16 protein-coding genes are annotated in these 22,190 nt (G+C 68.7%); 10 read left to right on the plus strand and 6 right to left on the minus strand.

What is annotated here, in order from left to right:
* Positions 1-45: 45 nt before the first annotated feature.
* Positions 46-1,566, minus strand: coding sequence for a fibronectin type III domain-containing protein (locus OG474_RS34060; RefSeq protein ID WP_405057720.1), 1,521 nt, complete (start codon positions 1,564-1,566; stop codon positions 46-48).
* A gap of 75 nt (positions 1,567-1,641) precedes the next feature.
* Entirely contained in the window at positions 1,642-3,840 is a 2,199-nt protein-coding gene (locus tag OG474_RS34065; RefSeq protein ID WP_405057721.1) for a LamG-like jellyroll fold domain-containing protein, read from the minus strand.
* 146 nt (positions 3,841-3,986) lie between these two features.
* On the opposite strand from OG474_RS34065, the gene OG474_RS34070 reads away from it, so the two are divergent.
* Positions 3,987-5,612 carry a Wzz/FepE/Etk N-terminal domain-containing protein gene (locus tag OG474_RS34070; RefSeq protein WP_405057722.1) on the plus strand — a complete coding sequence of 542 codons (1,626 nt, stop codon included), beginning with the start codon at positions 3,987-3,989 and terminating at the stop codon, positions 5,610-5,612.
* A 2-nt stretch (positions 5,613-5,614) separates the two neighbouring features.
* Positions 5,615-6,952, plus strand: a complete 1,338-nt coding sequence (locus tag OG474_RS34075) for a hypothetical protein (protein WP_405057723.1) — start codon at positions 5,615-5,617, stop codon at positions 6,950-6,952.
* On the opposite strand, the gene OG474_RS34080 is transcribed toward OG474_RS34075, so the two are convergent.
* Entirely contained in the window at positions 6,949-8,469 is a 1,521-nt protein-coding gene (locus OG474_RS34080) for a right-handed parallel beta-helix repeat-containing protein (protein ID WP_405057724.1), read from the minus strand. The two genes, OG474_RS34075 and OG474_RS34080, sit on opposite strands and share 4 nt — an antisense overlap.
* 49 nt (positions 8,470-8,518) lie before the next feature.
* A complete protein-coding gene (uxaC, locus tag OG474_RS34085; RefSeq protein ID WP_405057725.1) occupies positions 8,519-9,925 on the minus strand; it encodes a glucuronate isomerase in 1,407 nt (468 codons plus the stop codon).
* Positions 9,926-10,073: 148 nt separating this feature from the next.
* On the opposite strand from uxaC, the gene OG474_RS34090 reads away from it, so the two are divergent.
* From OG474_RS34090 to OG474_RS34100, 3 genes are read left to right on the plus strand one after another with little or no spacing between them, the layout of a single operon-like run.
* Entirely contained in the window at positions 10,074-11,075 is a 1,002-nt protein-coding gene (locus OG474_RS34090; RefSeq protein WP_405057726.1) for a LacI family DNA-binding transcriptional regulator, read from the plus strand.
* A gap of 14 nt (positions 11,076-11,089) precedes the next feature.
* On the plus strand, positions 11,090-12,469 hold the full coding sequence (locus tag OG474_RS34095; RefSeq protein WP_405057727.1) for a mannitol dehydrogenase family protein: 1,380 nt from the start codon (positions 11,090-11,092) through the stop codon (positions 12,467-12,469).
* Between the two features lie 33 nt (positions 12,470-12,502).
* Positions 12,503-13,423 carry a phosphotransferase family protein gene (locus tag OG474_RS34100; RefSeq protein WP_405057728.1) on the plus strand — a complete coding sequence of 307 codons (921 nt, stop codon included), beginning with the start codon at positions 12,503-12,505 and terminating at the stop codon, positions 13,421-13,423.
* A 1,079-nt stretch (positions 13,424-14,502) separates the two neighbouring features.
* Here OG474_RS34100 and OG474_RS34105 read toward each other — a convergent pair.
* Positions 14,503-16,116, minus strand: a complete 1,614-nt coding sequence (locus OG474_RS34105; protein ID WP_405057729.1) for a right-handed parallel beta-helix repeat-containing protein — start codon at positions 16,114-16,116, stop codon at positions 14,503-14,505.
* 194 nt (positions 16,117-16,310) lie between these two features.
* Positions 16,311-18,005, minus strand: a complete 1,695-nt coding sequence (locus tag OG474_RS34110; RefSeq protein WP_405057730.1) for a right-handed parallel beta-helix repeat-containing protein — start codon at positions 18,003-18,005, stop codon at positions 16,311-16,313.
* A 90-nt stretch (positions 18,006-18,095) separates the two neighbouring features.
* Between OG474_RS34110 and OG474_RS34115 the strand changes: the two genes are divergently transcribed.
* The 5 genes from OG474_RS34115 to OG474_RS34135 all read left to right on the plus strand — a co-directional run bounded on the left by OG474_RS34115 (position 18,096) and on the right by OG474_RS34135 (position 22,140).
* Entirely contained in the window at positions 18,096-19,307 is a 1,212-nt protein-coding gene (locus OG474_RS34115) for a glycosyltransferase family 4 protein (RefSeq protein WP_405064643.1), read from the plus strand.
* Positions 19,308-19,389: 82 nt separating this feature from the next.
* The gene (locus tag OG474_RS34120) at positions 19,390-19,806 is read left to right on the plus strand and encodes an adenylyltransferase/cytidyltransferase family protein (RefSeq protein WP_405057731.1); all 417 of its coding nucleotides are present in this window, start codon (positions 19,390-19,392) and stop codon (positions 19,804-19,806) included.
* A complete protein-coding gene (locus OG474_RS34125) occupies positions 19,803-20,537 on the plus strand; it encodes a CDP-alcohol phosphatidyltransferase family protein (RefSeq protein ID WP_405057732.1) in 735 nt (244 codons plus the stop codon). The genes OG474_RS34120 and OG474_RS34125 overlap by 4 nt, the downstream gene beginning before the upstream one ends.
* Entirely contained in the window at positions 20,537-20,953 is a 417-nt protein-coding gene (locus tag OG474_RS34130) for an adenylyltransferase/cytidyltransferase family protein (RefSeq protein WP_376038901.1), read from the plus strand. Before OG474_RS34125 ends, OG474_RS34130 begins: the two co-directional genes overlap by 1 nt.
* Positions 20,953-22,140, plus strand: coding sequence for a glycosyltransferase (locus OG474_RS34135; RefSeq protein ID WP_405057733.1), 1,188 nt, complete (start codon positions 20,953-20,955; stop codon positions 22,138-22,140). Before OG474_RS34130 ends, OG474_RS34135 begins: the two co-directional genes overlap by 1 nt.
* Positions 22,141-22,190 lie beyond the last annotated feature (50 nt).

A 22,190-nucleotide genomic window follows, 5' to 3' on the forward strand; every position in this document is an offset into this window, starting at 1 on the left:
GTGGGCGAAAGCGAAGGGTCTGCCCGGTCGGGCAGACCCTTAGTTCTAGTGCACCTTCACTGACGCTGTCGAGCTTTTGACCGTGTTGCGGTCGTCGGTGACCTCGATTCGATATCCGACCGTCTGGCCGGACTTCACACCGGTGTCGGTCACCGTGTAGGTCTTCCGCTTCTCCCACAAGTAGGAGTTGTACTTGTAGGAGCCGATCCTGGTGTTCCCGCGGAACACGTTGTAGACCAGCCCGATGTTGTCGGCGTCGTAGACGTCGGTGAACTTGATCGTGACCTTGGCGGCGCCCGCGGTCACCGCCGGCGCCTTCGGTACGCCGGGCACCGAACCGCCCGGCGCGCTGCTGAAGCGGGTCAGGCCCTGGGCGGGCTTGCCGTTCACGTTGAGGAAGTCGCCACCGGCCCACAGACCGGTGCTGTCGCCGGCGAAGGCCAGCGGGCCGACCTTGGTGGCGCTGTTCTGGTCGGCGTCGGTGTTCGGGAACCAGGGGCCGATCTTGCCGGTGGCCCCGCTCTGGACGAGCAGGAAGTGCGTGCCGGTCCCGTCGCCGAACGAGCCGTCCTGGCTGCAGTCGTGGGCGTGCGAGCCCTTGTAGAGCCAGCCGTCGATCGCTTTGAGGGCCTCGTTCGCGCCCAGGCAGTTGCTCTGCCAGAGCAGCTTGCCGGTGGTCGCGTCGGCGGCGATGATCCCGTCGTAGCAGCCCGCCCCGTCCCCGCCGTTGCCGATGAAGACCTTGTTGTCGGCGGTGTCGATCACCTTGACCCGGGTGGTGCAGCCCCAGGTCGGCTTCGGGATCTCGGCCGCGGCCGGCATCGCCAGCGCGGCGCCGGTGGTGGGGTTCACCATCGCGAGCGAGTAGTGGTCACGGCCGTTGATGGTCGTGAACGGGCCGCCGACGAAGACCCGGGCGCCGTTGTCGGAGGTCGCGACCGCGTAGACGTCGTCGTCGGCGTTCGGGTTCCACGCCTGCAGCACACCCGTGTTCAGGGTGACGGCGGCGACGCGGTTGCGGACCTGGCCGTCGACCTTGGTGAACGCACCACCGAAGTAGACGCTGTTGCCGTAGATGGCGATCGACTTGACCCGGGCCGCGACCACCGGGTCCCAGCTCGCGGCCAGTTGGCCGGTGGCGACGCTGAACAGCGCGATCTTGCTGCGCTTCACGCCGTTCACCGTGCTGAAGTCACCGCCGAGCGCCACCCACTTGCCGTCCGGGCTGGTCGCGATGCTGTAGACGGGACCGTTCAGCTTCGGGGCGAAGGTGGTCGGCGCGCCGGTGGTTTTGTTGAAGGCGGCAACATAAGTGCGGACCGCCTCCTGCTTGCCCTTGGCCACGCCCGGCGGACGGATCCTGTCGAAGAGGCCACCGGCGTAGACGACGTTCCCGGCGACCGCCAGGGCGTTCACGCTGCTGTTCGTCTGCCAGGCGGTCTGCCGCACCGCCGACACCGCGGAGCCGAAGCCCTTCGAGGCAGCCTCTACGGGTGGGCCGGACGGGATCAGCGCCGCGGCGACGACGGCCGCGGCGGTGACGACAATCAGAACTAGCTTCTTCATCAAGTTCCTTTGACTGGGCGGGGAGCATCAGTCAAGCGCATGATGACTTTGAGCGACAACTCCCCGACAGAATGCTCATCGGGCATCGTAGTGCGTCTGCACCTGTGCAGGGCTCAGGGCATACGGGTAGACCGCCGCTTCGTCGATCGCCAGTCCGGTCTGGGTGGCCCCGCCGCCGGTCCACGAGCTGGTGTTGTCGTACCCGATCCGCCAGCAGCCGTAGTACAGGGACGCCGTGCCGGCGCTGGTGCTGCCGGACAGGACTCCGTCGACGTAGAGCTTCAGGAGACCGTTGTCGAAGGTGCCGACAACGTGGTGCCACTGGTTGTCGTTCTTGCCCGACGGGCTGGTCACGGTCCGCTGGGAGCCGTCGTTGACGCCGAACAGCACCGCGCCGTTCGAGCGCAGGTAGAGCATCCGGTCGCCGCCGCCGGTGCTGTTGCCGGTCTTGGAGTTGCCGAAGCCGAGGATGCGGCCGCCTTTGCTGCCGCTCTGCTTGATCCAAGCCTCGACGGTGAACTGCTGCGGCATGCTGTAGGCCTTCTCACCCACCATCCGGCCACTGCTCGAGCTGGTGGACGCAGCGGTGTTCCCGGCGATCGCACCGGCCGCGCCGAGCGCCATACCGGTGAAGGTGCCGTTGTTGCTCTGGCCGGACGCGTCGACCGAGGTCGTCGTACCGGAGGGCTCGCCGAGTCGCCAGTAGGCCTGCGGGCCGTCGGCGCCGACGATCTGGTCGTAGGCCGTGGACTTCGCGCTCGCCACGGTCACCGGGTCGGAGTAGTTGCCGCGCAGCGTCGTACTGCCGTCGGTGACCTCGACGCGGTAGTTCGTCGACTCGCCGGGTGTGACGTTGGTGTCCGTGTAGTGCAGCCAGGGCCGGTCCCATGGCGTCGACTTGGCCGTCCACGTGGCGATGGTGGTGTTGCTGAAGCCCTTGAGCAGGCGGTAGGTCAGCGTGCTGTCGTCGTTGTCGACCACAGTCGGGAAGTGGATCTGCACAGTGCCCGCATCGACGCTGTACGGCGTGAGCTTCGCCGGCTTGGCGGGTGCTGCACCCGGACCCGCGTTCGTGAAGCGGGTCAGGCCCTGCTGGCCGACGCCGTTCGTGGTGGTGAAGTCGCCACCGACCCACAGGTCGCTGCCGCCGGTCGCGAACGCCAGCGGGCCGACCTCGGTGGGCGGACCGGCGTTGGTGTTCGGGAACCACGGGCCGAGCTGGCCGTCGGTGAGCTTCTGGCTGAGCAGGAAGCGGTAGCCGAAGCCCTGCGGGAAGCCGCCGGCGCCCTGGTTCGCGCAGTCGTGAGCGTGCGAGCCCTTGTAGAGCCAGCCGTTGACGACCTTGACCGCTTCGGTCGCGCCGAGACACTGGTTCTTCCACTTCAGCGCATTGGTCGCGACCTCGACGGCCCAGGTGCCGTCGAAGCAGCCACCGCCGTCACCGCCGTTCCCGAAGTACGCCGTGTCGCCGCTGACGTCGATCGACTTGACCCGGGTCGTGCAGGAGCCGTTCGGTGGCGGTACGGCGGACGCCCCGGGGAAGGGGAGCACGGCACCGGTCGCCGGGTCCAGGCTGGCCACGGTGTTCTGGCTGGTGCCGTTGACCTGACTGAACTGGCCCCCGGCGTATACCTTCGAGCCGTCATCGGTGGCGTCCACGGCGTACACATCACCGTTGACGTTGGGCGCGAACGGCAGCAGTGCGCCGGTGTCGGCGGTCACTGCGGCGAGCCGGGGCCGGTCCTGGCCGTTGACGAGGCCGAACGAGCCACCGAAGTACACGGTGTTTCCGGAGACGGCGATCGTCTTGACCCGGTAGGAGACGCTCGGCTTCCAGTCCGCGAGCAGTGCGCCCGTGGCGGTGTCGAACGCGGCGATCCGGTTGCGGGTGACGCCGCCGACCGTGGTGAAGTCGCCACCGATGAAGATCCGGGATCCGTCGGCGGATGCGGCGACGGCGTACACCTGATCGTTCAGCACCGGCGCGAAGGAGCTCGCCAGCTCGCCGGTGCTCTGGTCGAAGGCGGCCAGATACGCCTGGGCGACCTCACTGGTACCGGCCGCGGCGCCTGGCGGGCGGACACTGGTGAACCGGCCTCCGGCGTAGGCCTTGCCTCCGGCGACGGCCAAGCCCTGCACGCTGGCGTTGGTCTGCCAGACGGGACTGTCGGTGGCCGAAAGCGAGGCTTCGATGCTCTGCGCGGCCGGCGCGAACACCAGTGATCCCGCCACCAAAGCCGCGGCGGTAACGGACGTGACGAACCATCTCTTCATGCTGCGATGTCCCCCCTAGGACATAAACGGTCTGCTACGTGCCCCCGAGACCTTGGCTAGAGGTTAGGGCACAGAGCGAGACCGACTCGCCACGCCCTGCCGTCGTGGCTATCCTGATGCGCGCTGATCGACGGAATGAGGTTGGGATGGAACCGGGCACCGTGGTCTGGCGGGAAACCGCTCAGTCACTGCTACGGCAGAAGTGGCTGATCTTGGCCTGTGTCGTGCTCGGTCTGGTGGGCGCGTCGGTCTTCGCGCTGGCCCAGACCCAGCGCTGGACGGCGTCCAGTCAGCTCGTCATCGGTCCGGCGGTGCCGCCCGCGCTGGTCGGCAAGCTGCCGAGCAGTACGGACAAGACCGGACCGCTCGGCATGGATCTGCCGGCCGAGACCCAGGCACGAGTGATGGCGAGCCCGCGGCTGTTGCGCGGTGTCGCGCAGTCCCTCGGGCTCCCGACCACCGACCAGACCATCCAGGATCTCGCCACGGTGACCCGGGTCAAGGCGGTCACCGACAACGCGTACCTGGTGACGACCGATGGGCCCACCGCGGCACAGGCCGTGCAGCGGGCGAACGCGATCGCGAACATCTACCTGAAGCAGCGCAACGACGCGGCCAAGGCCCTGCTCACCACACTGGCCGGTCAGGCCACGGACCGGGCAAAGACCGCGAACACGCAGTCCCGGTCGCTGGTCAGCCAGATCGACGAGGCCGTCGCGCGTGGGGACACGCAGACCGCGAGCCAGCTGCGCGACCAGCGGGTCGGGCTGGCCACCGAAGCCCGTCAGGCCGCTGACGATGCCTCCGCGATGCGCAAGGCGCTGACCGGCGTGGGCGCCGGGAGCGAGCTGGTCACCCCGGCCACGACCGACACCGCGTCATCGTCGCCCATGGTGGCGCGGGACATCCTGGTCGGCGGCATCCTCGGGCTGGTGCTCGGTCTGGGCCTCGCGCTGGCGAGGACGCACCTCACGCCGTACATCCTGACTCGCGACCAGGCTGCGCGGGCGTCGAGCTCGCCGGTCATCGCGGCCTCCGAGGGGAACCGGCGGCGGATCTGGCACCGGTCGGCTCCGGAGCTCCCGCAGTACGAGATCACTGCACTGGGTGCGGAAGCGAGCGGTGCGCTGGCCCGCCGCGAGCTGAGCGCGCGCGCCTTCGCCAGCGGTGGCCCCGGTGCGCTGCTGGTCGTCTCGGCATCGCAGAGCCCGAACGCGGCCGGTATCGCCTTGGCCATGGCCGAGGCGAACGCCCGCGACGGCCGCGAGACGCTGCTGGTCCTCGCCGACGTGGAGGGTACGCCGGTCCTGCCGCACGTGACCGGCCACGAGGGCCTGACCGACCTGGTCATGGAGCCTGCGGCGACGCGGGCGATCCGCGCCCGCAAGCTGTTCCGTCCCGGCCCGGTCGCCGACCTCTACGTGCTGCCCCCAGGGCTGAACCACGAGGAGACCGCGTCGGCCGTCGGCCCGTCGCTCGTCCCGGGCATCGTGGCCGACCTGCCCCCGGGCTACTCGGTCATCATCCACGGCCCCGCCGCGGTCGGCCGGCACGGCATCTCGCCGCTGGCGGCTGCTGTGGACGCGTCGGTTCTGGTGGTGCAGGTGGGTCACGACAAGGAGATGGACGTCGCCCGGCTCACCGGCGCGCTGCACTATGCCGGCGCCCCGGTCCTCGGTGTGGTCCTGATCGGCGCCTCCGACCATGACGAGACGCTGGGTATCCCGCTCAACTACACGCCTGCGGAGTCCGCCACCCCGCACGTTCGCTGACCTTGGCCAGGCAACCAGCCGCGGAGCTGTTCCGGACCGGCGCGGAGTATCGGGTCGGACGTGGCTGGGGGCCACGCCGGGACCGGCTGGCGCACGCGGTCCCGGGCACGGTCGAGACACCGTCGGAGAAGCCGGCCTGGTTCTGGCTGATGCTGTGGTGCCTGTTCGTGCTCGGTGTGCAGCCGTGGTCAGCCCGGGTCGCCGCGCCGCAGGGCACGACCGGCTCCACCAACAGCGTGATGAAGGGCCTGCTGCTCGGCGCGCTCTTCCTGATCGCCCTGGCCGCGACCAAGCCCGGCTTCCGGACCCGAGTCAATCCGACGGGCACCCTGTACGTCGGCTACGTGCTCTTCGCGACCGCAACGGCGTTCCTGCTCGCCGAGCCGATGGGTCCGCTGACCCGGTTGGCTCGCTTCCTGATCGGCCTGGTGCTGATCTTCCTGCTCTGGCGACCGCTCGTGCACGTGCCGGAGCGGCTGATTCGGGCGCACCTGTGGGCGCACCTCGCGCTCGCGATCACGGTCGTCGCCAGCCTCGCGTATGCACCTAGCCTGGCCTGGCGCCCGCTCAGCTCGCTCGGCACCGGCTCACGTCTGCAGGGCGTCATCATTCCGATGCTGCCGCCCCGCGTCGGCGAGGTCGGCGCGATCCTGCTCGGCCTGGCCCTGATCGGCTACCTCTGCCGCAAACTCGCGCTGCTGCCCGCGGCCGCACTGATCGGCCTCGGCGGCATTCTGATCGCGGCCAGCCGGACTCGCACCTCGGCAGCGGCCATCGCCTTCGGGCTGGTCCTGGCGCTGCTGTTCACCCGGAAGAGCTGGTTCGGCCGGCTGGCGACCCTCGGCGTACCGGCGTTGCTCGGGATCGCCTTCCTCACTATCGGCTCGCTGCACAACTGGCTGCTGCGTGGGCAGGGCACCCGGCAGATCAGTTCGCTGAGCGGCCGCACCACGAGTTGGCAGGCGGTGCTCGACGAGAAGGTCTCGATCCAGACCGCACTGCTCGGGCACGGGCTCGGCAACAAACGGATCCTGCTCCGCCGCGGCGAGGGCGACATCGACGTGATGGCGATCGACAACAGCTGGCTCGGCCTCTACTGGGAGACCGGCGTACTAGCCGTGATCATCGTCGCCGTGGCCCTGCTGCTCGCCTGGATCTCCGTGCTGCGCGCCCCGACGCCGTACATCCGCGCCTGCGGCGCCCTCCTCCTCGGCTACGTCACCGCGGCCTCCCTGAACGAGAGCGGCCTCTCGGACCTGTCGTCGATGACCGTCCACCTGCTGGTAGCCGCCGCCATCTGCGACGCCGACCGAATCCGGGCCCGAAGAAGACCCGGCTAGCTGCTGACTGAGTCCTGGTCGAAGCCGGCTTGTTGCCACTGGGGCCAGGTGAGCTCTTTGCCGCGGTAGCCGAAGCGGGTGCTGGTGGGGAGCTGGTAGCTGTTGCGGCGGAACGTGACCGCACCGGACTGCGTGGGGGAGCCCTTGTTCTCGACCACTCCGGTGCTGGCCTCCGCACGGCCGAGGATGATCAGGTTCCCCTCGACGACCACGTCGCTGAGCACGTAGCGGCCGCGCGGTCCGTCGCCCCGGGTCCGCGATTGGATCGAGATCCCGTTCCGGTTGTCCTTCACCAGGTTGCCCCGGACCTGAACCCCGGCCGACGTGTTCACGTTGATTCCGCCGCCGTCCCAGAGGCTGCCGCCGGAACCCCGGCCGGTACCGAATCCGTTGCCCTCGACAACATTCTGCTCGATGATCCCGGCGTAGCTGATCTCGTACCGGATCCCGTCGGCCGCGTTGTCGCGGATCCGGTTCGCACTGATCCGCCGGTCGTACTCAGCGATGTCGCTCCAGATCCCCACTCCGCGGTTGGCGACCACGTCGTTGCCGGAGATCTCACCGGACGAACGGGTCGACTTGATCCCGCCGGACTCCCAGTCGGCGATCCAGAACCCGTCGGTGTTGTTCCGCGTGACCAGGTTTCCGGTGATCCGGACGTCGGCCGACTTGTACTGCCCGAGACCGAGCTGCCCGTTGTCAGCGATCGTGTTCCGCCCGACCTCGGCCCCATCGGCCTCGATCAGCATCACGCCGACCGCATGGTTCCCGCGCACCTCGTTGCTCGTCACCCGCCAGCCGGTTCCGGCCTCGAGAGCGCCGGCCTGCGGGCGAGATGCGAAGTGCTCGATCGTCAGCCCGGTCACCGTCACCCGCTGCGCACCGCGGGCGAACGCCGTCTGCGTCCGCGACAACTCGGCAGCACGCCCGGACGGATCATCAGCGACGTAGACCGCGTTGGCGGCGTAGTCCCCGAAGAACGTCCCCGGCTTCAGCTCCTCGAGGCTCATCACCCGATTGAGATGCACACCGCCAAGGAACACCTGCTCGCCAACCTGGCACGGATTCGCCCGGTTGTCCTCACACTGCCCCTTGAGCGGATACGCCGCCGGGAGCATGCCGCGCACCACCCACCGGTCCCCGTCCCGCGTCCACTCCTTCAACGGGACGGCCCCAGTCAGCACCACACCAGCCCCACCGCCGAACGTGTCCCCATCACGCGGCTCAATCGGCCGACTGATCCGATGCACCCCCGCCGCAAAGCAGTACGTACTACCAGCCGGCTTGCTGTCAATCACAGCCTGCGGATCCGCACCGACCGCGATCGCCGTGCCACGACAAGGTGTCGCCGTACCAGGCCCTGTAGCCCCAAGAACCGCCGCCGCAGCCGCCGGCGGCCCAGTAGGCACCGCCACAGTCGGCCCGGCTGGCTTCGGCCCGGCGTCGTCACCATCGGTGCAGCCGCCCAGCAACAACCCGAGCACGACCGCAGTACCGATCCCAACCCCGCGCCTCATCCACATCCCTTCCAGGCCCCCGCCGTACAAGATCTGGTGGAGACTACCGTCACCCCAGGTAGGTGTCCCGAGCGAGGTTGTAGGCGAGGTCTTGGGCTACCTCGAATGCGTCGTCTTCGTCGAGGCGGTGCTGGCCGACCAGGTCGGCCAGGTAGCCGGCGTCGATCCGGCGGGCGAGGTCGTGGCGGGCCGGGATCGACAGGTACGCGCGGGTGTCGTCGACGAAGCCGGAGGTGTTGTAGAAGCCGGCTGTCTCGGTCACCAGCTCGCGGAATCGGCGCATGCCGCCCGGGCTGTCCAGGAACCACCAGGGTGCTCCGAGCCGGACGGCCGGGTAGACGCCGGCCAGTGGCGCGAGCTCGCGTGAGTAGGTCGTCTCGTCGACGGTGAAGAGCACGATCCGGAAGCCCTCCGCATGCCCGAACTGCTCGAGCAGCGGTCGCAGTGAGCGGGTGAACTCCGTCGTCACCGGAATGTCGTGGCCCTGGTCCGGCCCGTACGTCGCGTGGATCGCCGGATCGTGGTCCCGCAGGACGCCGGGGTGGAGCTGCATGACCAGCCCGTCCTCGGCCGACATGGCTGCGGACTGGAACAGCATGTGCCCGGCGAACGCGGCCGCGTCGTCCGTCGACACCTGGCCTTTGAGTGCGTCGGCGTAGATCCGCTCCGCCTCGGCGTCCGCGAGTGGTGTCGTCGCCGCGCTGAAGTGCCCGTGGTCGGTCGCTCGTGCGCCTGCCTGCACGAACACCTGCCGCCGCTTCCGGATCGCGTCCAGATAGCCGCTGTACGTCGAGGTGTCGACATCGGCGAGCTGCCCGAGCTGCTCGGCCAGATAGCTCCAGCCGGGTCGGTCGAGATGGACGACGGCGTCTGGACGGAAGGTCGGGATCACCCGGCCGGGCAGGTCCGCCGCGACCTGTGCGTGCAGGGCCAGGTCGTCGGTCGCTGCGTCGGTGGTCGACAGCAGCTCGATGTTGAACCGGTCGAGCAGCGCTCGCGGCCGGAAGTCCGGCTCGGCGATCCGCGCGGAGATCTGGTCGTACAGCTCGTCGGCGGTTTCAACGGATGGGTGCACGGTCAGCCCGAGCACCTCGGCGAACTCGTGCTCCAACCAGTACCGGCTGGGCGTTCCGCGGAACAGATGCCAGTGAGCGCAGAACTCTCGCCAGACCTCGCGCGGGTCGGCCGTCCGCGCACCGTTGCGGCGGGGGAGACCCAGCTTGTCCGGCGAGACGCCTTGGGAGACGAGCATCCGGGTCACGTAGTGGTCCGGGATCACCAGCAGCTCGGCCGGATTGCCGAACGGGGCGTCGGCCGCGAACAACGCGATGTCGACGTGCCCGTGCAGGCACAGCAGTGGCAGATCCTTCGTCGACGCGTGGATCCGGCGCGCGAGATCGCATGACTCTCCGGCGGGCAGGGCGCGATCGGGATGGGGCTGCAGGGCCTTGGGCATGAGGTCCTCCGAGTTGCTCGGCTGCGACGAATACTGCAAAGGATTGCAGTCGTTCGTCAGCTACGCAAATCGTCGCTGGCAGGGCCCGATTTGACACTCGACTGAAACAGATTGCAGACTGGCCCGACTCAGCCCGGAGGAGGTGGCGATGCCCGCGACGATCCGTGACGTGGCCCGGCTCGCTGGAGTCTCACCGTCCACCGTGTCTCGCGCGCTCTCGCTGCCGGACATGGTGAACCCGGACACGCGCGCCCGGGTGGCCGTCGCCGTCGAGCGGCTCCGCTACGAGCCGAACCGGGCCGCCCGCGGCCTGATCACCGGCCGCACCGGGAACGTCGGTCTCGTCGTCCCCGATCTCGCGAACCCGTTCTTCGCCGGTGTGGTGAAGGGCGTCCAGGCCCGTGCCCGTCGTGACGATGTCGCGGTCTTCGTCGCAGACACCGACGAGGAGCCGGCAGTCGAGGCCGGCCTGTTCCGGGCGCTGGCCAAGCAGGTCGACGGCCTGATCCTGTGCTCACCACGGTCGAGTGTCGACGAGTTGGCCGCGATCGCCGAGGACACGAACGTCGTGCTGATCAACCGGGGTGTGCCGGGAGTGTCCCGCGTCATCTTCGACGACGAGGACGCGATGCGTCAGGCGATGGCACACCTTGTCGCGCTCGGGCATCGCCGGATCGCCTGGGTCGCTGGACCGGAGGCCTCCTGGTCGAATCAGCACCGCACGGTCGGTCTACGCGCCGCCGCCGAAGCCCACGGGGTCGAGCTGGTCGTGGTCGGCAACTTCGCCCCGACGTACGAGGGTGGTGTCGCCGCGGCGGATCAGGCGGTCGCCACCGACGCCACCGCAGTGGTGACCTACAACGACCTGATGGGGATCGGACTGCTGACCCGGCTGCACGCCCGCGGGATCTCGGTGCCGGACGAGCTCAGCGTGCTCGGGGTCGACGACATCGAGATGTCCCGAATGGCGATTCCGTCGCTCAGCACGATCCGGCTGCCGAAACAGCGAGCCGGTCAGATCGCCGTCGAGATCCTGCTCGGCCTGATCACCATGCCCGAAATGATCCCACCGCTCCATTGGCAGGATCCGCTGCCGGGCGAGCTGATCGTCCGCAACTCCACCGGCCCGACACCGTCCATCACAGGCTGAAAGAGGTCGCCCCCGTGAACAGGTTGAGTCTCGCCCACCTGCCCGTCGCACCAGCCGTCGATCCGATGTCGCTGTCGATCGGTGTCGTCCACCTCGGCCTCGGTGCCTTCCACCGGGCCCACCAGGCCGTGATCACCGAGCGAGCCGCCGCGCTGACCGGCGACACCCGCTGGGGGATCAGTGGGGTCAGCCAGCGCTCCGCCACCGTCCGCGAGCAACTCGAGCCACAGGACGGCCTGTATGCCGTTCTCGAGCGTGGCAACGGCGATCCGACGATCCAGGTGGTCGGGAGCATCCGCGAGGTGCTCACCGCCCCTGAGGCCCCGGAGGCGGTCGTCGCCCGGATGGCCGACTCGGCGGTCTCGGTGGTGACGTTGACGGTGACCGAGAAGGGTTACCGTGCGAAGAGCGGCGGACTCGACCTCGATGACCCGGAGATCCAGGCCGACCTCACTGGCCGGCCGCCGAGGACTGTGGTCGGTCAACTGGCCGCTGCGCTGGCTCGACGGGATTCGCCGCTGACGATCGTGTCCTGCGACAACCTCGTTGCCAACGGCCCCTTCCTGCGCCGCTTGGTCGCCGAGTACTTCGAGGCGCTCGGCAAGGTGCCGGAGGTGTTCGAGGCGTCCAGGTTCCCGGCGAGCATGGTGGACCGGATCGTTCCCGCGACCACCGAGGCCGATCGGGACGAGGCTGCCCGGCTCCTCGGCGTACGGGATGAAGCCGTCGTTGTCGCGGAGCCGTTCCTGCAGTGGGTGATCGAGGACGACTTCGCCGGCCCGCGTCCGGCCTGGGAGCAGGGCGGGGCAGTGCTCACCGCAGACGTGGCGCCCTGGGAGCAGGCCAAGCTCCGCATTCTGAATGCCACCCACTCGATGCTGGCCTACCTCGGTGCGCTCCGCGGCTACGAGACCATCGCCGAAGCTGTCCGCGACAAAGAGCTCGCCGCGTTCGCCCACACCTTGATCACCGACGACGTCATTCCGACCCTGACTCCGCCCGACGGTCTCAACCTCGCGTCGTACGGCGGGACCGTTCTCGACCGCTTCGCGAACCCAGCGCTGAAGCACCGCACTGCCCAGGTAGCGATGGACGGCTCCGTAAAGCTTCCGGTCCGCTTGCTCGGCACAGTCGAGGATCGCCTTACGGTCGGCGCCGAGCCCCGCACCCTGGCCCTGGCCGTCGCCGCCTGGATGGTCTACGTCAACACCGCCGCTAACCTCGACGACCCTCAAGCTGCCCTGCTCACAGCAGCCCTGGACGGCGCCGATACCCCAGCCGCCATCGTCGACAGCCTCCTCGCCATCGACGCCATCTTCACCCCTTCGCTACAGAACTCCGCGCCCTTCCGAGACCTCCTGGTCGAGCAGGTAACCGCCCTCCGTCGGCGGTAAATGGCAGGCGCTGGGGCGTGGAAGGGTGCCAGGATGCCCGTCATGGGTACCCGGGCCGAAGAGCTGCCAGCAGAGGTTCTGGCCGATGTCGCCGGCGTGGTTGGGGCAGAGGTCACTCTCCTCAATCGCCTACCGGGAGGCTTCGATGTGGGTGCCCTGCGCATCCAGTTGGCCGGAAGGGCAGATGGTGTGCTCAAAGCTTGGCCTCGGGCACACCCCAACCAGTTGGACGAGGCGTTGCGAGCCCAGCGAGTGGTCGAGCACATGCGGAGCCGCGGCTATCCCACCCCGGCCTGCCTCGGAGTAGGAGCCACCGCCACTCATGTGTGGCACCTGATGGACTTCGTCGACGCGGCGCCCGCGCCAGAGCTGACGCCTTCCCTCGTTGAGCAACTGATGGAGATCACCGAACTCCAGGCCGGCCAAGCCTCCGAGCCCTACGACCACTGGTCGTACGCCTGGCGGCTCGCCACCGGTCACGAATTCGGTCAAGACCTGGCTCCGAGTTTGTCGAGGGCCGTCGCCGGACTCCCGGGGTACTCCTCCGAGGTGTCGGCCTTGGTCGAGCGCCTTCGGCTGATGTGCGCCGACGCCCCACCCCCACGAGCAGCACCTGACATGGTCCATGCCGACTTCAAGCCCGACAACGTCCTGGTCCGTGACGGAGCAGTGGTGGCAGTCGTGGACATCGGGAACGCCGGCAGCGGCACGCGGGCGACAGATCTCGGCACCCTCCAGTGGCACACCTTCCAGCATCCGCAACTGGACGGTGCCCGAAGACGGCTGTGGACAAGAATCCTCGACCTGGTCGGCTGGGATGGGGCAGCGGTGCTCGCAGCGACACAGATCCTCGTGCATCTCGAGTTCCCCATCCGTCAGGGGCGCCACGAGGTCGTTCCAGGGGTGGTCGAGCGCGGCCATCGCTTCATCGACGAGCTGACCGCGCTCCGCTAACTGTCGCAGGCAGACCCGTCGTCGGCCGGCGCCGCGGCTAATGCGTGTTTGTGGGGAGCTGCTGTCTCTGGGCGGCAGTAGTTCCCCGCTAAGCCGGGATTGGCCTGGTGGGGATGCGGTCGGGGACGTTCTGCGGTGGTTGAGGTCTTCGTCTAGCCAGTAACCCCTCCTTCCTGAATGTGCTCGTCCCATCCGACCGCTCGGATTCGGCCGGCGGGGTAGGCGGTGGCTGGTCGCCGCTGCGGCCGGTATGACTGAGGCGGGTGGCTGAGCGGTTCTGTGGCTGAGGGGGATGGCGGGGCCGGTGACCACGGTTGCGGTTGCTTGAGCTTCCGGGCTACGGCTGAGGTCGGTGGGGTGACGGCAGTCGGTAAGTTCTGGTCGCTATCCCCAGAAAAAAGTACCGGCCAGCGAAGCGGACGGGTGGTCGGTCCCGCGCCGCCCAGTGGTGGCGTGAGACACCTTGTGATGGCTGGAGACCTGATGCCATAGGTCTCCGGCCCCCGCTTGTTGTCTCCGGCCGCCAGTGGTGGCGCGGGGCATCGGGGCTGGGGAACCTTACCTGTCGTTTTCGGGGGGTAAGGTTCCCCAGCCCGACCATCACCGCCCCGGCGAAGGCGCCACCGTGCAATCAGCACCCGAGTGGGGGACCGTGCCTTTGGCGGCAGCAACCAGCGCGGCGGGTCAGCTATCAAGCCTCCTGATCGTCGGCGGCAACCAGCGCGGCGGGTCAGCTAGTAAGCCTCCTGATCGTCGGCGCAAAGCACAGCACGTCAGCCACAGGCAACGGGGAACCGCGGTCACCGACCTCGCCATCCGGGACCAGCCGAAGACCACCCCAGCCACCCGTCTCAGGCAAACCGGCCGCAGCGGCGACCAGCCACCGCGTGCGCTGTCGGCCGAATGTGGGCGGTCGGATGGGACGAGCGCATTCGGAGAGGAGGGGCTTCTGGCCGGCCAAAGCCCTCAGCCACCGCGACGGATGTCACCTGTCGCGATCGCTCCCCAAACCGGTTCGGGGAAGACCAGCCACCAGATCGCAACAGGCATAGAGCGGCAGTAGGCGGCCGTGGATTGGGTTAGCTGGGTGGGGGGAGGCGGTTGGAGAGGAAGGAGCTGGATTTGTCTTGGCCGGACTGTTGCCATTCGCGGGCGGTGTACCACTCGCCGTTGTTCTGGAAGCGGTCCGAGGTGAGGCTGTCGAGGACGTAGGAGTTCTTGTCCAGGGTGACTTCGCCGGCGGGGATGGCGGCGCCGGAGTTCTGCACCATGCCGGTCGCGGTGGTGCCGCCGCGCATGGTGATCTCGTTGCCGGTGATGGAGATGTCGCGCAGGAGGTTGCGGCCCCAGGGGCCGTCGCCGCGGGTGCGGGACTGGATGGAGATGCCGTTCACGTTGTTCGCGACGGTGTTGTCGCGGACCTGGACGTTGGACGAGGTGTTGATGTTGATCCCGCCGCCGTCCCACAGCGAGCGGCCGGAGCCGCGGCCGGTGCCGTGGCCGTTGCCGGTGACGAGGTTGTCGGAGATGACGCCGTTGCGGCCGATCTCGAAGCGGATGCCGTCGGCCGCGTTGCCGACGATCGAGTTGCCGTCGAAGGTGCGGCCGTCGTCGTATGCGTCGCTCCACAGTCCGACGCCGCGGTTGGCCTTGATCAGGTTGCCCTTGACGGAGCCGCCGTTCGACCAGGTGGTCTTGATGCCGCCGGACTCCCAGTCCGCGATCCAGAAGCCGTCGGTGTTGTTGTCGGTGACCGCGTTGCGGCTGATGGTGCCGTTGAGCGTGCTGTACTGACCGACGCCGAGCTGGCCGTTGTGGTGGATGTTGTTCTCGTCCAGGAGCGCGCCGTCGGCGTTCACGAGCATCGCGCCGACCGCGTGGTTCCAGCGGATCTCGTTGTCGGTCACCTTCCAGTTGTGGCCGAGGACCACGGCGCCGCCCTGCGGTGCGGTGGCGAAGTGCTCGATCGTCAGGCCACGCACGGTCACGCCGGTCGCGCCACCGTCGATCGCGGTGGCGGTCTTCGACATCTCGACCGCGACCTTGCGCGGGTCGTCGCCGACGTAGACGGCGTTGGCCGCGTAGTCACCGAAGAAGGTGCCGGGGGCAACCTTGTCGCGGCTGGCGACCCGGGTCAGGTGCTTGCCGTTCAGGAACACCTGCTCACGGAGGTAGCAGATGTTCGCGACGTTGTCCTCGCACTGCCCGGTCTGTCCGTACGCCGGGGGCAGTGCGCCGGTGGTCACCCAGTCGTCACCGTTGGCCGTCCACTGCGTGAGCGGAACCGACCCGGTCAGCACCGATCCGGTCTCGCCGGTGAGCACCTGGTTCGCCCTCGGCTTGATGGTCTCGCCGATCCGGTGCAAGCCCTTGGCGAAACAGAACGTCGTCCCGACCGGTGCGCCCGCCACCACCTTGGCCGCATTGTCGGTCGGCAGGATCCGTACGCCGGAACAAGCGGGCGCGGGTGGTGGGGTGGTCGCCGGGGGAGTCGTCGGGGTCGCGGTGGGATCGTCCGACGGGCCGACGGCGATGGTCACTCCGCCGGGCAGCGTGGCAGCTTCGTCGGGAAGGCGGATGCCGACGGGGCTGTCCAGGCTGCTGATGTTGCTGCCGAGAGCCTGCGGGGCCAGCGCGGCGGCCATCACGGTGCCGGTGGCAACGACTGCGAGAACGGTGAGCGGTGGTTTCACTGAGGAGCCTCCGGGGGGCAACGTAGTTTCCTCGGCGCACCCCCCAAGGCGCGACTTCAAGTCAGCAGCGTACTACGTCGGGTAGTCGATGCAACCCTCAATCCGTTGCTTTATGCACCAAATTTACGTCCGTTGCGCCAAGCATCGATCACACAGCGATTACACAGGGCGAATTCGGTTGCGAACAGTAATTGTCAGTTGGCCAGAAAGGTGCTGACGGTGTCCAGGCCGGCGTCCTGCCAGCCGTCCGCGGTCAGCTTGGTGCCGAACTTGGCGAACCGCTTGGCCCCGAGCGCGTCCAGCACATACCGGTTCCCCGAGAACTCGACCTCGCCCGCGGGCACCGGCGACGCGGTGTTCTGCACCATGCCGGTCGCCTGCGTACCGCCGGTCATCGTGACCGTGTTCCCGGTGATCGCGATGTCGCGGAGCACGTAGGCGCCCCAGGGCCCGGTACCGCGGGTGCGCGACTGGACGGTGATCCCGTTGACGTTGCCGGAGACCGAGTTCCCGCGAATCGTCACGTCGGACGACGTGTTCACGTTGATCCCGCCGCCGTCCCACAGCGACGTACCGGAGCCGCGGCCGGTGCCGAAACCGTTGCCGGTGACGACATTGTCCGAGATGACGCCGTTGCGGCTGATCTCGAACCGGATGCCGTCGGCGGCGTTGCCGGTGATCTTGTTGCCGGTGATCACCCGGCCGTCGTCGGCGACGTCGGCCCACATCCCGACGCCGCGGTTGGCCTTGACCACGTTGCCGCTGACGGTGCCGGAGGAGCGCGTCGACTTGATGCCGCCGGATTCCCAGTCGGCGACCCAGAAGCCGTCGGTGTTGTTCTCGCTGACCACGTTGCGCGCGATCGTCGCGTCCGCCGAGCTGTACTGACCGAGGCCGAGCTGGCCGTTGTGGTGGATCAGGTTCTTCTCCACCAGCGTCTTGTCCGCCTTGACCAGCATCACGCCGACCGCGTGGTTCCAGCGCACGTCGTTCGCGGTCACCTTCCACCCCGGACCGGACACCAGGGCACCGGCCTGCGGGGCGCTGGCGAAGTGCTCGATGGTCAGCCCGCGCACGACCACTCCGGTCGCGCCGGACTCGATCGCGGTCGCCGTCTTCGACATCTCCACCGCGTGCCCGGCCGGGTTGCTGCCGATGTAGACGGCGTCCGCGGCGTAGTCGGCGTAGAACGTCCCGGGCGCGACCGAGGCGAGCTTCGACACCCGCGTCAGATGCGTGCCGTCGACGAAGACCTGCTCACGCAGGTGGCAGATGTCCGCGACGTTGTCCTCGCACTGCCCGCTCTTCCCGTACGCCGTCGGCAGCGCTCCGCGAGTCACCCAGTGATCGCCGTCCCGCGTCCACCCGGTCAACGGAACCGACCCGGTCAGTACGGCGCGGTCCGCGCTCGCCAGCACCTGATTGGCCTTCGGGCGGATCGTCGTGGCGATCCGATGCACGCCGGCCGCGAAACAGAACGTCGTACCGGCGGCTGCCGCACTGACGACCTTGGCCGCGTCATCGGCCGGCTCGATCGCGACGCCGCGACATGCACCGGCGAGCGCGGGACCAGCAGAGCCCTGGTCGATAACGGGAACCGTCGGTGCCGTAACCGGCGGCGCGGAAGGCGTCGGCTTCGCCGAAGGCTTTGCCGGAGCCTTCTTGGTCGGCCGCGCGGACGGCGTCGCCTTGGCCGGCGGGTGACCGGGCTTGGTGGCGTGGTGAGTCGGCACCTTGCCACCGGCGATCGACGGATCGGAATTCGTGCGTGACTTCACGGCACTGGTGGCGTTGTTCTCGTGTGCGATCACCGGGAGGGCGACCGTAACGACCGCGACGGCCGCAGCGATGAACGCTGCGAACCACGCCGTAGAGCGCTTACTGCTCAAGGAACCCTCCGGGGATTGCGGGTTCACCATCGGCCTGGGGACACCAGGCGTAGCCACCGCGAGACTTAAGGTAGTGCCATGCGGGTCGCCATGTTGCACAACCGTTACCGGAGTGGTCAACCCAGTGGCGAGAACACCGTTGTCGCACAAACGGTTGATTTGCTCGGTAACTCAGGACATGAGATCGACCTCTACGCCCGGAACAGCGACGATATCGCCCAGATGGGCCGAAAAGATCGCGCATTGTTACCGTTCCGCTCCGTATGGTCATTCTCGGCCGAACGCGATTTAACACAGCTATTGCAAGCGAACCGGCCCGATCTGGTCCATGTGCACAACACCTTCCCGCTGTTCAGCCCCTCGGTCCTGCGCGCGGCGTACCGGTTGGACCTGCCGGTGGTGGCCACGCTGCACAACTTCCGGCTGATGTGCGCGAACGCCGTACTGCAGCGCGAGGGTGGGCCGTGTGATTCCTGCGTCGGCAGGCTTCCGCTGGCCGGTGTGCGGCACGGTTGCTACCGCGAGTCCCGGGTGCAGACGGTGCCGCTGGCGACCAGCATCGGTATCCACAACACGCTGCACACCTGGCAGCGCTACGTCACCACGCTGATCGCGCCGTCGGAGTTCGTGAAGGAGCGGTACGTCGCTCATGGCTTCGAGGCGGACCGCATCGTCGTGAAACCGCATGCGGTGCCGCACGACGGTCAGGTCCGGAGCGGTCCGGGGGATGCGGTGGTGTTCCTCGGGCGGCTGGTCGAGGACAAGGGGTTCGCGGATCTGTTGCGGGCCTGGGATTCCTCGCTCGGTAAGCTGGTGATCATCGGGGACGGGCCGCTGCGGGCCGAGGCGGAGGAGCGGGCCCGGCAGGACCTGTCGATTCAGGTACTTGGGCAACGACCGTGGTCGGCTTGTATGGAAGTTCTTCGCACCGCGCGCGCCGTCGTCGTACCGGCGCGTTCGTATGAGACCTTCGGACTCGTGGTGGTGGAGGCGTTCGCGCACGGCGTTCCGGTGGTCGCGTCCCGGCTCGGCGCACTGGCGGAACTGGTGGACGACGGCGAGACCGGCGCGCTGGCCGAGCCCGGCGACCTCGAGGGTCTGCGCAAGGCGATCGGGCTGGTGACCGATCCGGCGACTTCGGTAGCCTTCGGCGAACGGGCCCGGCAGGTCTATCTCGACCGCTTCACACCGGCGCGCGACCTCGCTGCCACCGAAAGGATCTACACGGATGCGATCGCCGAGCACGCGCGGGGCGAACGCAACCGGAGGGGACGCTGGGCGCGACGTGACGCAGAGGTATAGGGTCACCGCAGACGGTCAGGCTCTGCATCGGCCAGGCCGCGCAACAGAACGCTCCGTGGGGGAGCCGCAGGGGGAACACGTTTTGCCGCAGATCGGATCGCAGTCCGGATTTCTGGCCGGGGTCTTCGACCTCTTCCACGTCGGGCATCTCGACGTGCTCGAACGGGCCCGTGCGGCCTGTGACCGGCTGGTCGTCGGAGTCCTGACCGACGAGTGGGCGATGGACGCCTGGGGCGCGCGGCCGTTCGTGCCGCTGCTCGAGCGGGTCCAGATTCTCGACCACCTGCGCGCGGTCGACGAGGTTGTCGTCATCGACGACGTGGACGCCCATTTGCTGGCCGGGCGGCTGGTTTTCGCCGCTGACCTGGACGGCGTTCTCGGTGCGGACGACCTGACCGGCGTGCCGGGGCTGCGTGAGCTTCCGGATGTGCGGATGTCCCGCAGCACGATTCTGCGGGCGGCCATCGACCAGCGGCAGTCCCGCAGCTCGGTGGCATGACCGCCGGCTCACTGGGCGAGGTCGTCGCCCGGCTCTCCCGGGCGCAGAAGCCCTCCGCCGGTACGCCGGCGTACTCGCGGTTCGTGAACCGCCGGATCGGGCGGGTCTTCGCGGCCACCGCGTTCCTGGCCGGCCGGACTCCGAACCAGGTCAGCATCACCAGCGGCCTGTGCTCGCTGGCCGGCATCGCGCTGGTCGCGACCATCCGGCCGTCGTTCGGGCTCGCGCTCGCCGTCACGGCGCTGCTCGTGCTCGGCTACGGACTCGACTCCGCCGACGGTCAGCTGGCCCGGCTGCGGGGCGGCGGTTCGCCGCTCGGTGAGTGGCTGGACCACATGATCGACGCGGTCAAGATCGTGCTGCTGCACAGCGCCGTACTGATCTCGTTCTACCGTTTCGATGCCTTCAGCAACGAGCTGGTACTGCTCGTCCCGCTGGCGTATCTCTGCCTGTCGTCGGTGCTGTTCTTCGGGCTGATCCTGATCGACCAGCTGCGCCGCGGGCACACCGGCGCCCTGAAGCCCAACCAGCGTGGCGATTCCGTGCTGAAGTCGTTGCTGATCGCACCGACCGACTACGGCGTCCTCTGCCTGGTCTTCCTGGCCTTCGGCTCACCGCCGCTGTTCGCCGTCCTGTACGGCGCTTTGCTCGCGATCAACCTGCTGTTCCTGGCGGCGGCCGTCGCCAAGTGGTACCGGGAGATGGCCGCGCTGCAGCCGGTGCGCGGCTGATGGGTGTCGTCGGGTACGCGCCGGGTGTCTACGACATGTTCCACATCGGCCATCTGAACATCCTGCGCCGGGCCCGCGAGCACTGCGACCACCTGATCGCCGGAGTCGTCGAGGACGACGTGGTGACCCGGATCAAGGGCCGCCCGCCGGTCGTTCCGCACGACGAGCGGATGGAGGTCGTCCGGGCCCTCGGCCTGGTCGACGAGGTGGTCAGCGACTGGTCCAGCGACAAGTTCGAGATGTGGAAACAGCTCCGGTACGACGTCCTGTTCAAGGGCGACGACTGGAAAGGGACGGAAAAGGGCACCCGGCTGGAGCGGCTGCTCGGTGAGGTCGGCGCGCAAGTGCACTACTTCCCGTACACGGCGTCCACCTCGAGCACCGATCTGCGCCGCCTGCTGGAGGGATTGAGCTGATGCCGAGCCGGCCGAAGGTCCTGATCAGCGCCTACGCGTGCCGGCCACAGGGCGGTTCGGAGCCCGGCGCGGGGTGGGCGTGGGCGAAGGCCGCCGCCCGGGATCACGACGTGTGGCTGCTGACCCGGGGCAAGTTCGCCCACGAGATCGCCGAGGAGCTCGCGATCCGGCCGGTCCCCGGACTGACCGTCGTACCGCTGGAGCTTCCGAAGTGGGTGCTGAAACTGCGCCGCCGGCCCGCGGACGTCTACTGGTACTACCCGCTCTGGCAGCGCCTGGCCGGACAGACCGCGCGCCGGATGCACGCCGAGCATTCGTACGACGTCATCCACCACCTGACGTTTGCCGTCGACTGGATGGCGGCCGGTGTGGTGCAGCCGTCGTCGGCCAAGGTCATCTGGGGGCCGGTCGGTGGTTCGACGACCGCGCCGCTGTCGATGGCGCACTGGCTCGGCCCGCGCGGGGTGGTTGGCGAGCTGGTCCGTCGTGTCTACACCGGTGCCCGCCGTCGGCTGACCGGCCGCAAGGCCGCCCGGATCGCCGACCTGATGGTTGCCCAGAACAACGATGTCGCCGAGGTCTTCCGGCCGTACGCGCAGCAGATCGCCGTCCAGCCGAACGTCGCGATCCGCCGCTTCACCGCCGCCGGCCCGTACGAACCCTTCGGCCCGCCGGGGACCAAGACGGCGCTGTTCGTCGGCCGGCTGATTCCGTGGAAGGGCGTCCTGCTCGCGATCAGCGCGCTGGCCCGCCCCGAAGCCGCGAACTGGGAGCTCCGGATCATCGGTGACGGCCCCGACTGGGAACGCGCCGAGCGGCTCGCCCTGCAGCTCGGCGTCCGTGACCGGGTCGAGTTCACCGGCCAGCTGCCACGCGAGTCGGTGCTCGCCGCGATGTTCCGCGCCGACGCCGTACTGGCACCGGCTCTGCGCGAAGCCGCGGGTTGGGCAGTCACCGAGGCGCTCGCCTCCGGCTGCCCGGTCGTCTGCCTAGACCGCGGCGGCCCGTCCGTCATCGTCGGCCCGGGCGAAGGCGTCGCCGTACCGTGGCGCGGCGACGTAGTAGGCGAGCTCGCCAAAGCGCTCGCCTCGCTCGACGGCCGCATCACCCCGGTCGACCGCTGGGGCCCCGACCGCCTCCCAGACCTGCTGGCCAACTGGTACGCACCAGCCCACGTCGCACACTGAATTTCACGATCTGAGCAGTGACGCCGGACACGTGAACCGGCTGATGAACG

This window comes from Kribbella sp. NBC_01505, assembly GCF_045040285.1.
Taxonomy (GTDB): Bacteria; Actinomycetota; Actinomycetes; order Propionibacteriales; family Kribbellaceae; genus Kribbella.

Coding starts and splice junctions, on each gene's coding strand:
- OG474_RS34060 (WP_405057720.1), bottom strand. CDS start 1,566: ATGAAGAAGCTAGTTCTGATTGTCGTCACCGCCGCGGCCGTCGTCGCC.
- OG474_RS34065 (WP_405057721.1), bottom strand. CDS start 3,840: ATGAAGAGATGGTTCGTCACGTCCGTTACCGCCGCGGCTTTGGTGGCG.
- OG474_RS34070 (WP_405057722.1), top strand. CDS start 3,987: ATGGAACCGGGCACCGTGGTCTGGCGGGAAACCGCTCAGTCACTGCTA.
- OG474_RS34080 (WP_405057724.1), bottom strand. CDS start 8,469: ATGAGGCGCGGGGTTGGGATCGGTACTGCGGTCGTGCTCGGGTTGTTG.
- uxaC (WP_405057725.1), bottom strand. CDS start 9,925: ATGCCCAAGGCCCTGCAGCCCCATCCCGATCGCGCCCTGCCCGCCGGA.
- OG474_RS34090 (WP_405057726.1), top strand. CDS start 10,074: ATGCCCGCGACGATCCGTGACGTGGCCCGGCTCGCTGGAGTCTCACCG.
- OG474_RS34100 (WP_405057728.1), top strand. CDS start 12,503: ATGCCCGTCATGGGTACCCGGGCCGAAGAGCTGCCAGCAGAGGTTCTG.
- OG474_RS34115 (WP_405064643.1), top strand. CDS start 18,096: ATGTTGCACAACCGTTACCGGAGTGGTCAACCCAGTGGCGAGAACACC.
- OG474_RS34125 (WP_405057732.1), top strand. CDS start 19,803: ATGACCGCCGGCTCACTGGGCGAGGTCGTCGCCCGGCTCTCCCGGGCG.
- OG474_RS34130 (WP_376038901.1), top strand. CDS start 20,537: ATGGGTGTCGTCGGGTACGCGCCGGGTGTCTACGACATGTTCCACATC.
- OG474_RS34135 (WP_405057733.1), top strand. CDS start 20,953: ATGCCGAGCCGGCCGAAGGTCCTGATCAGCGCCTACGCGTGCCGGCCA.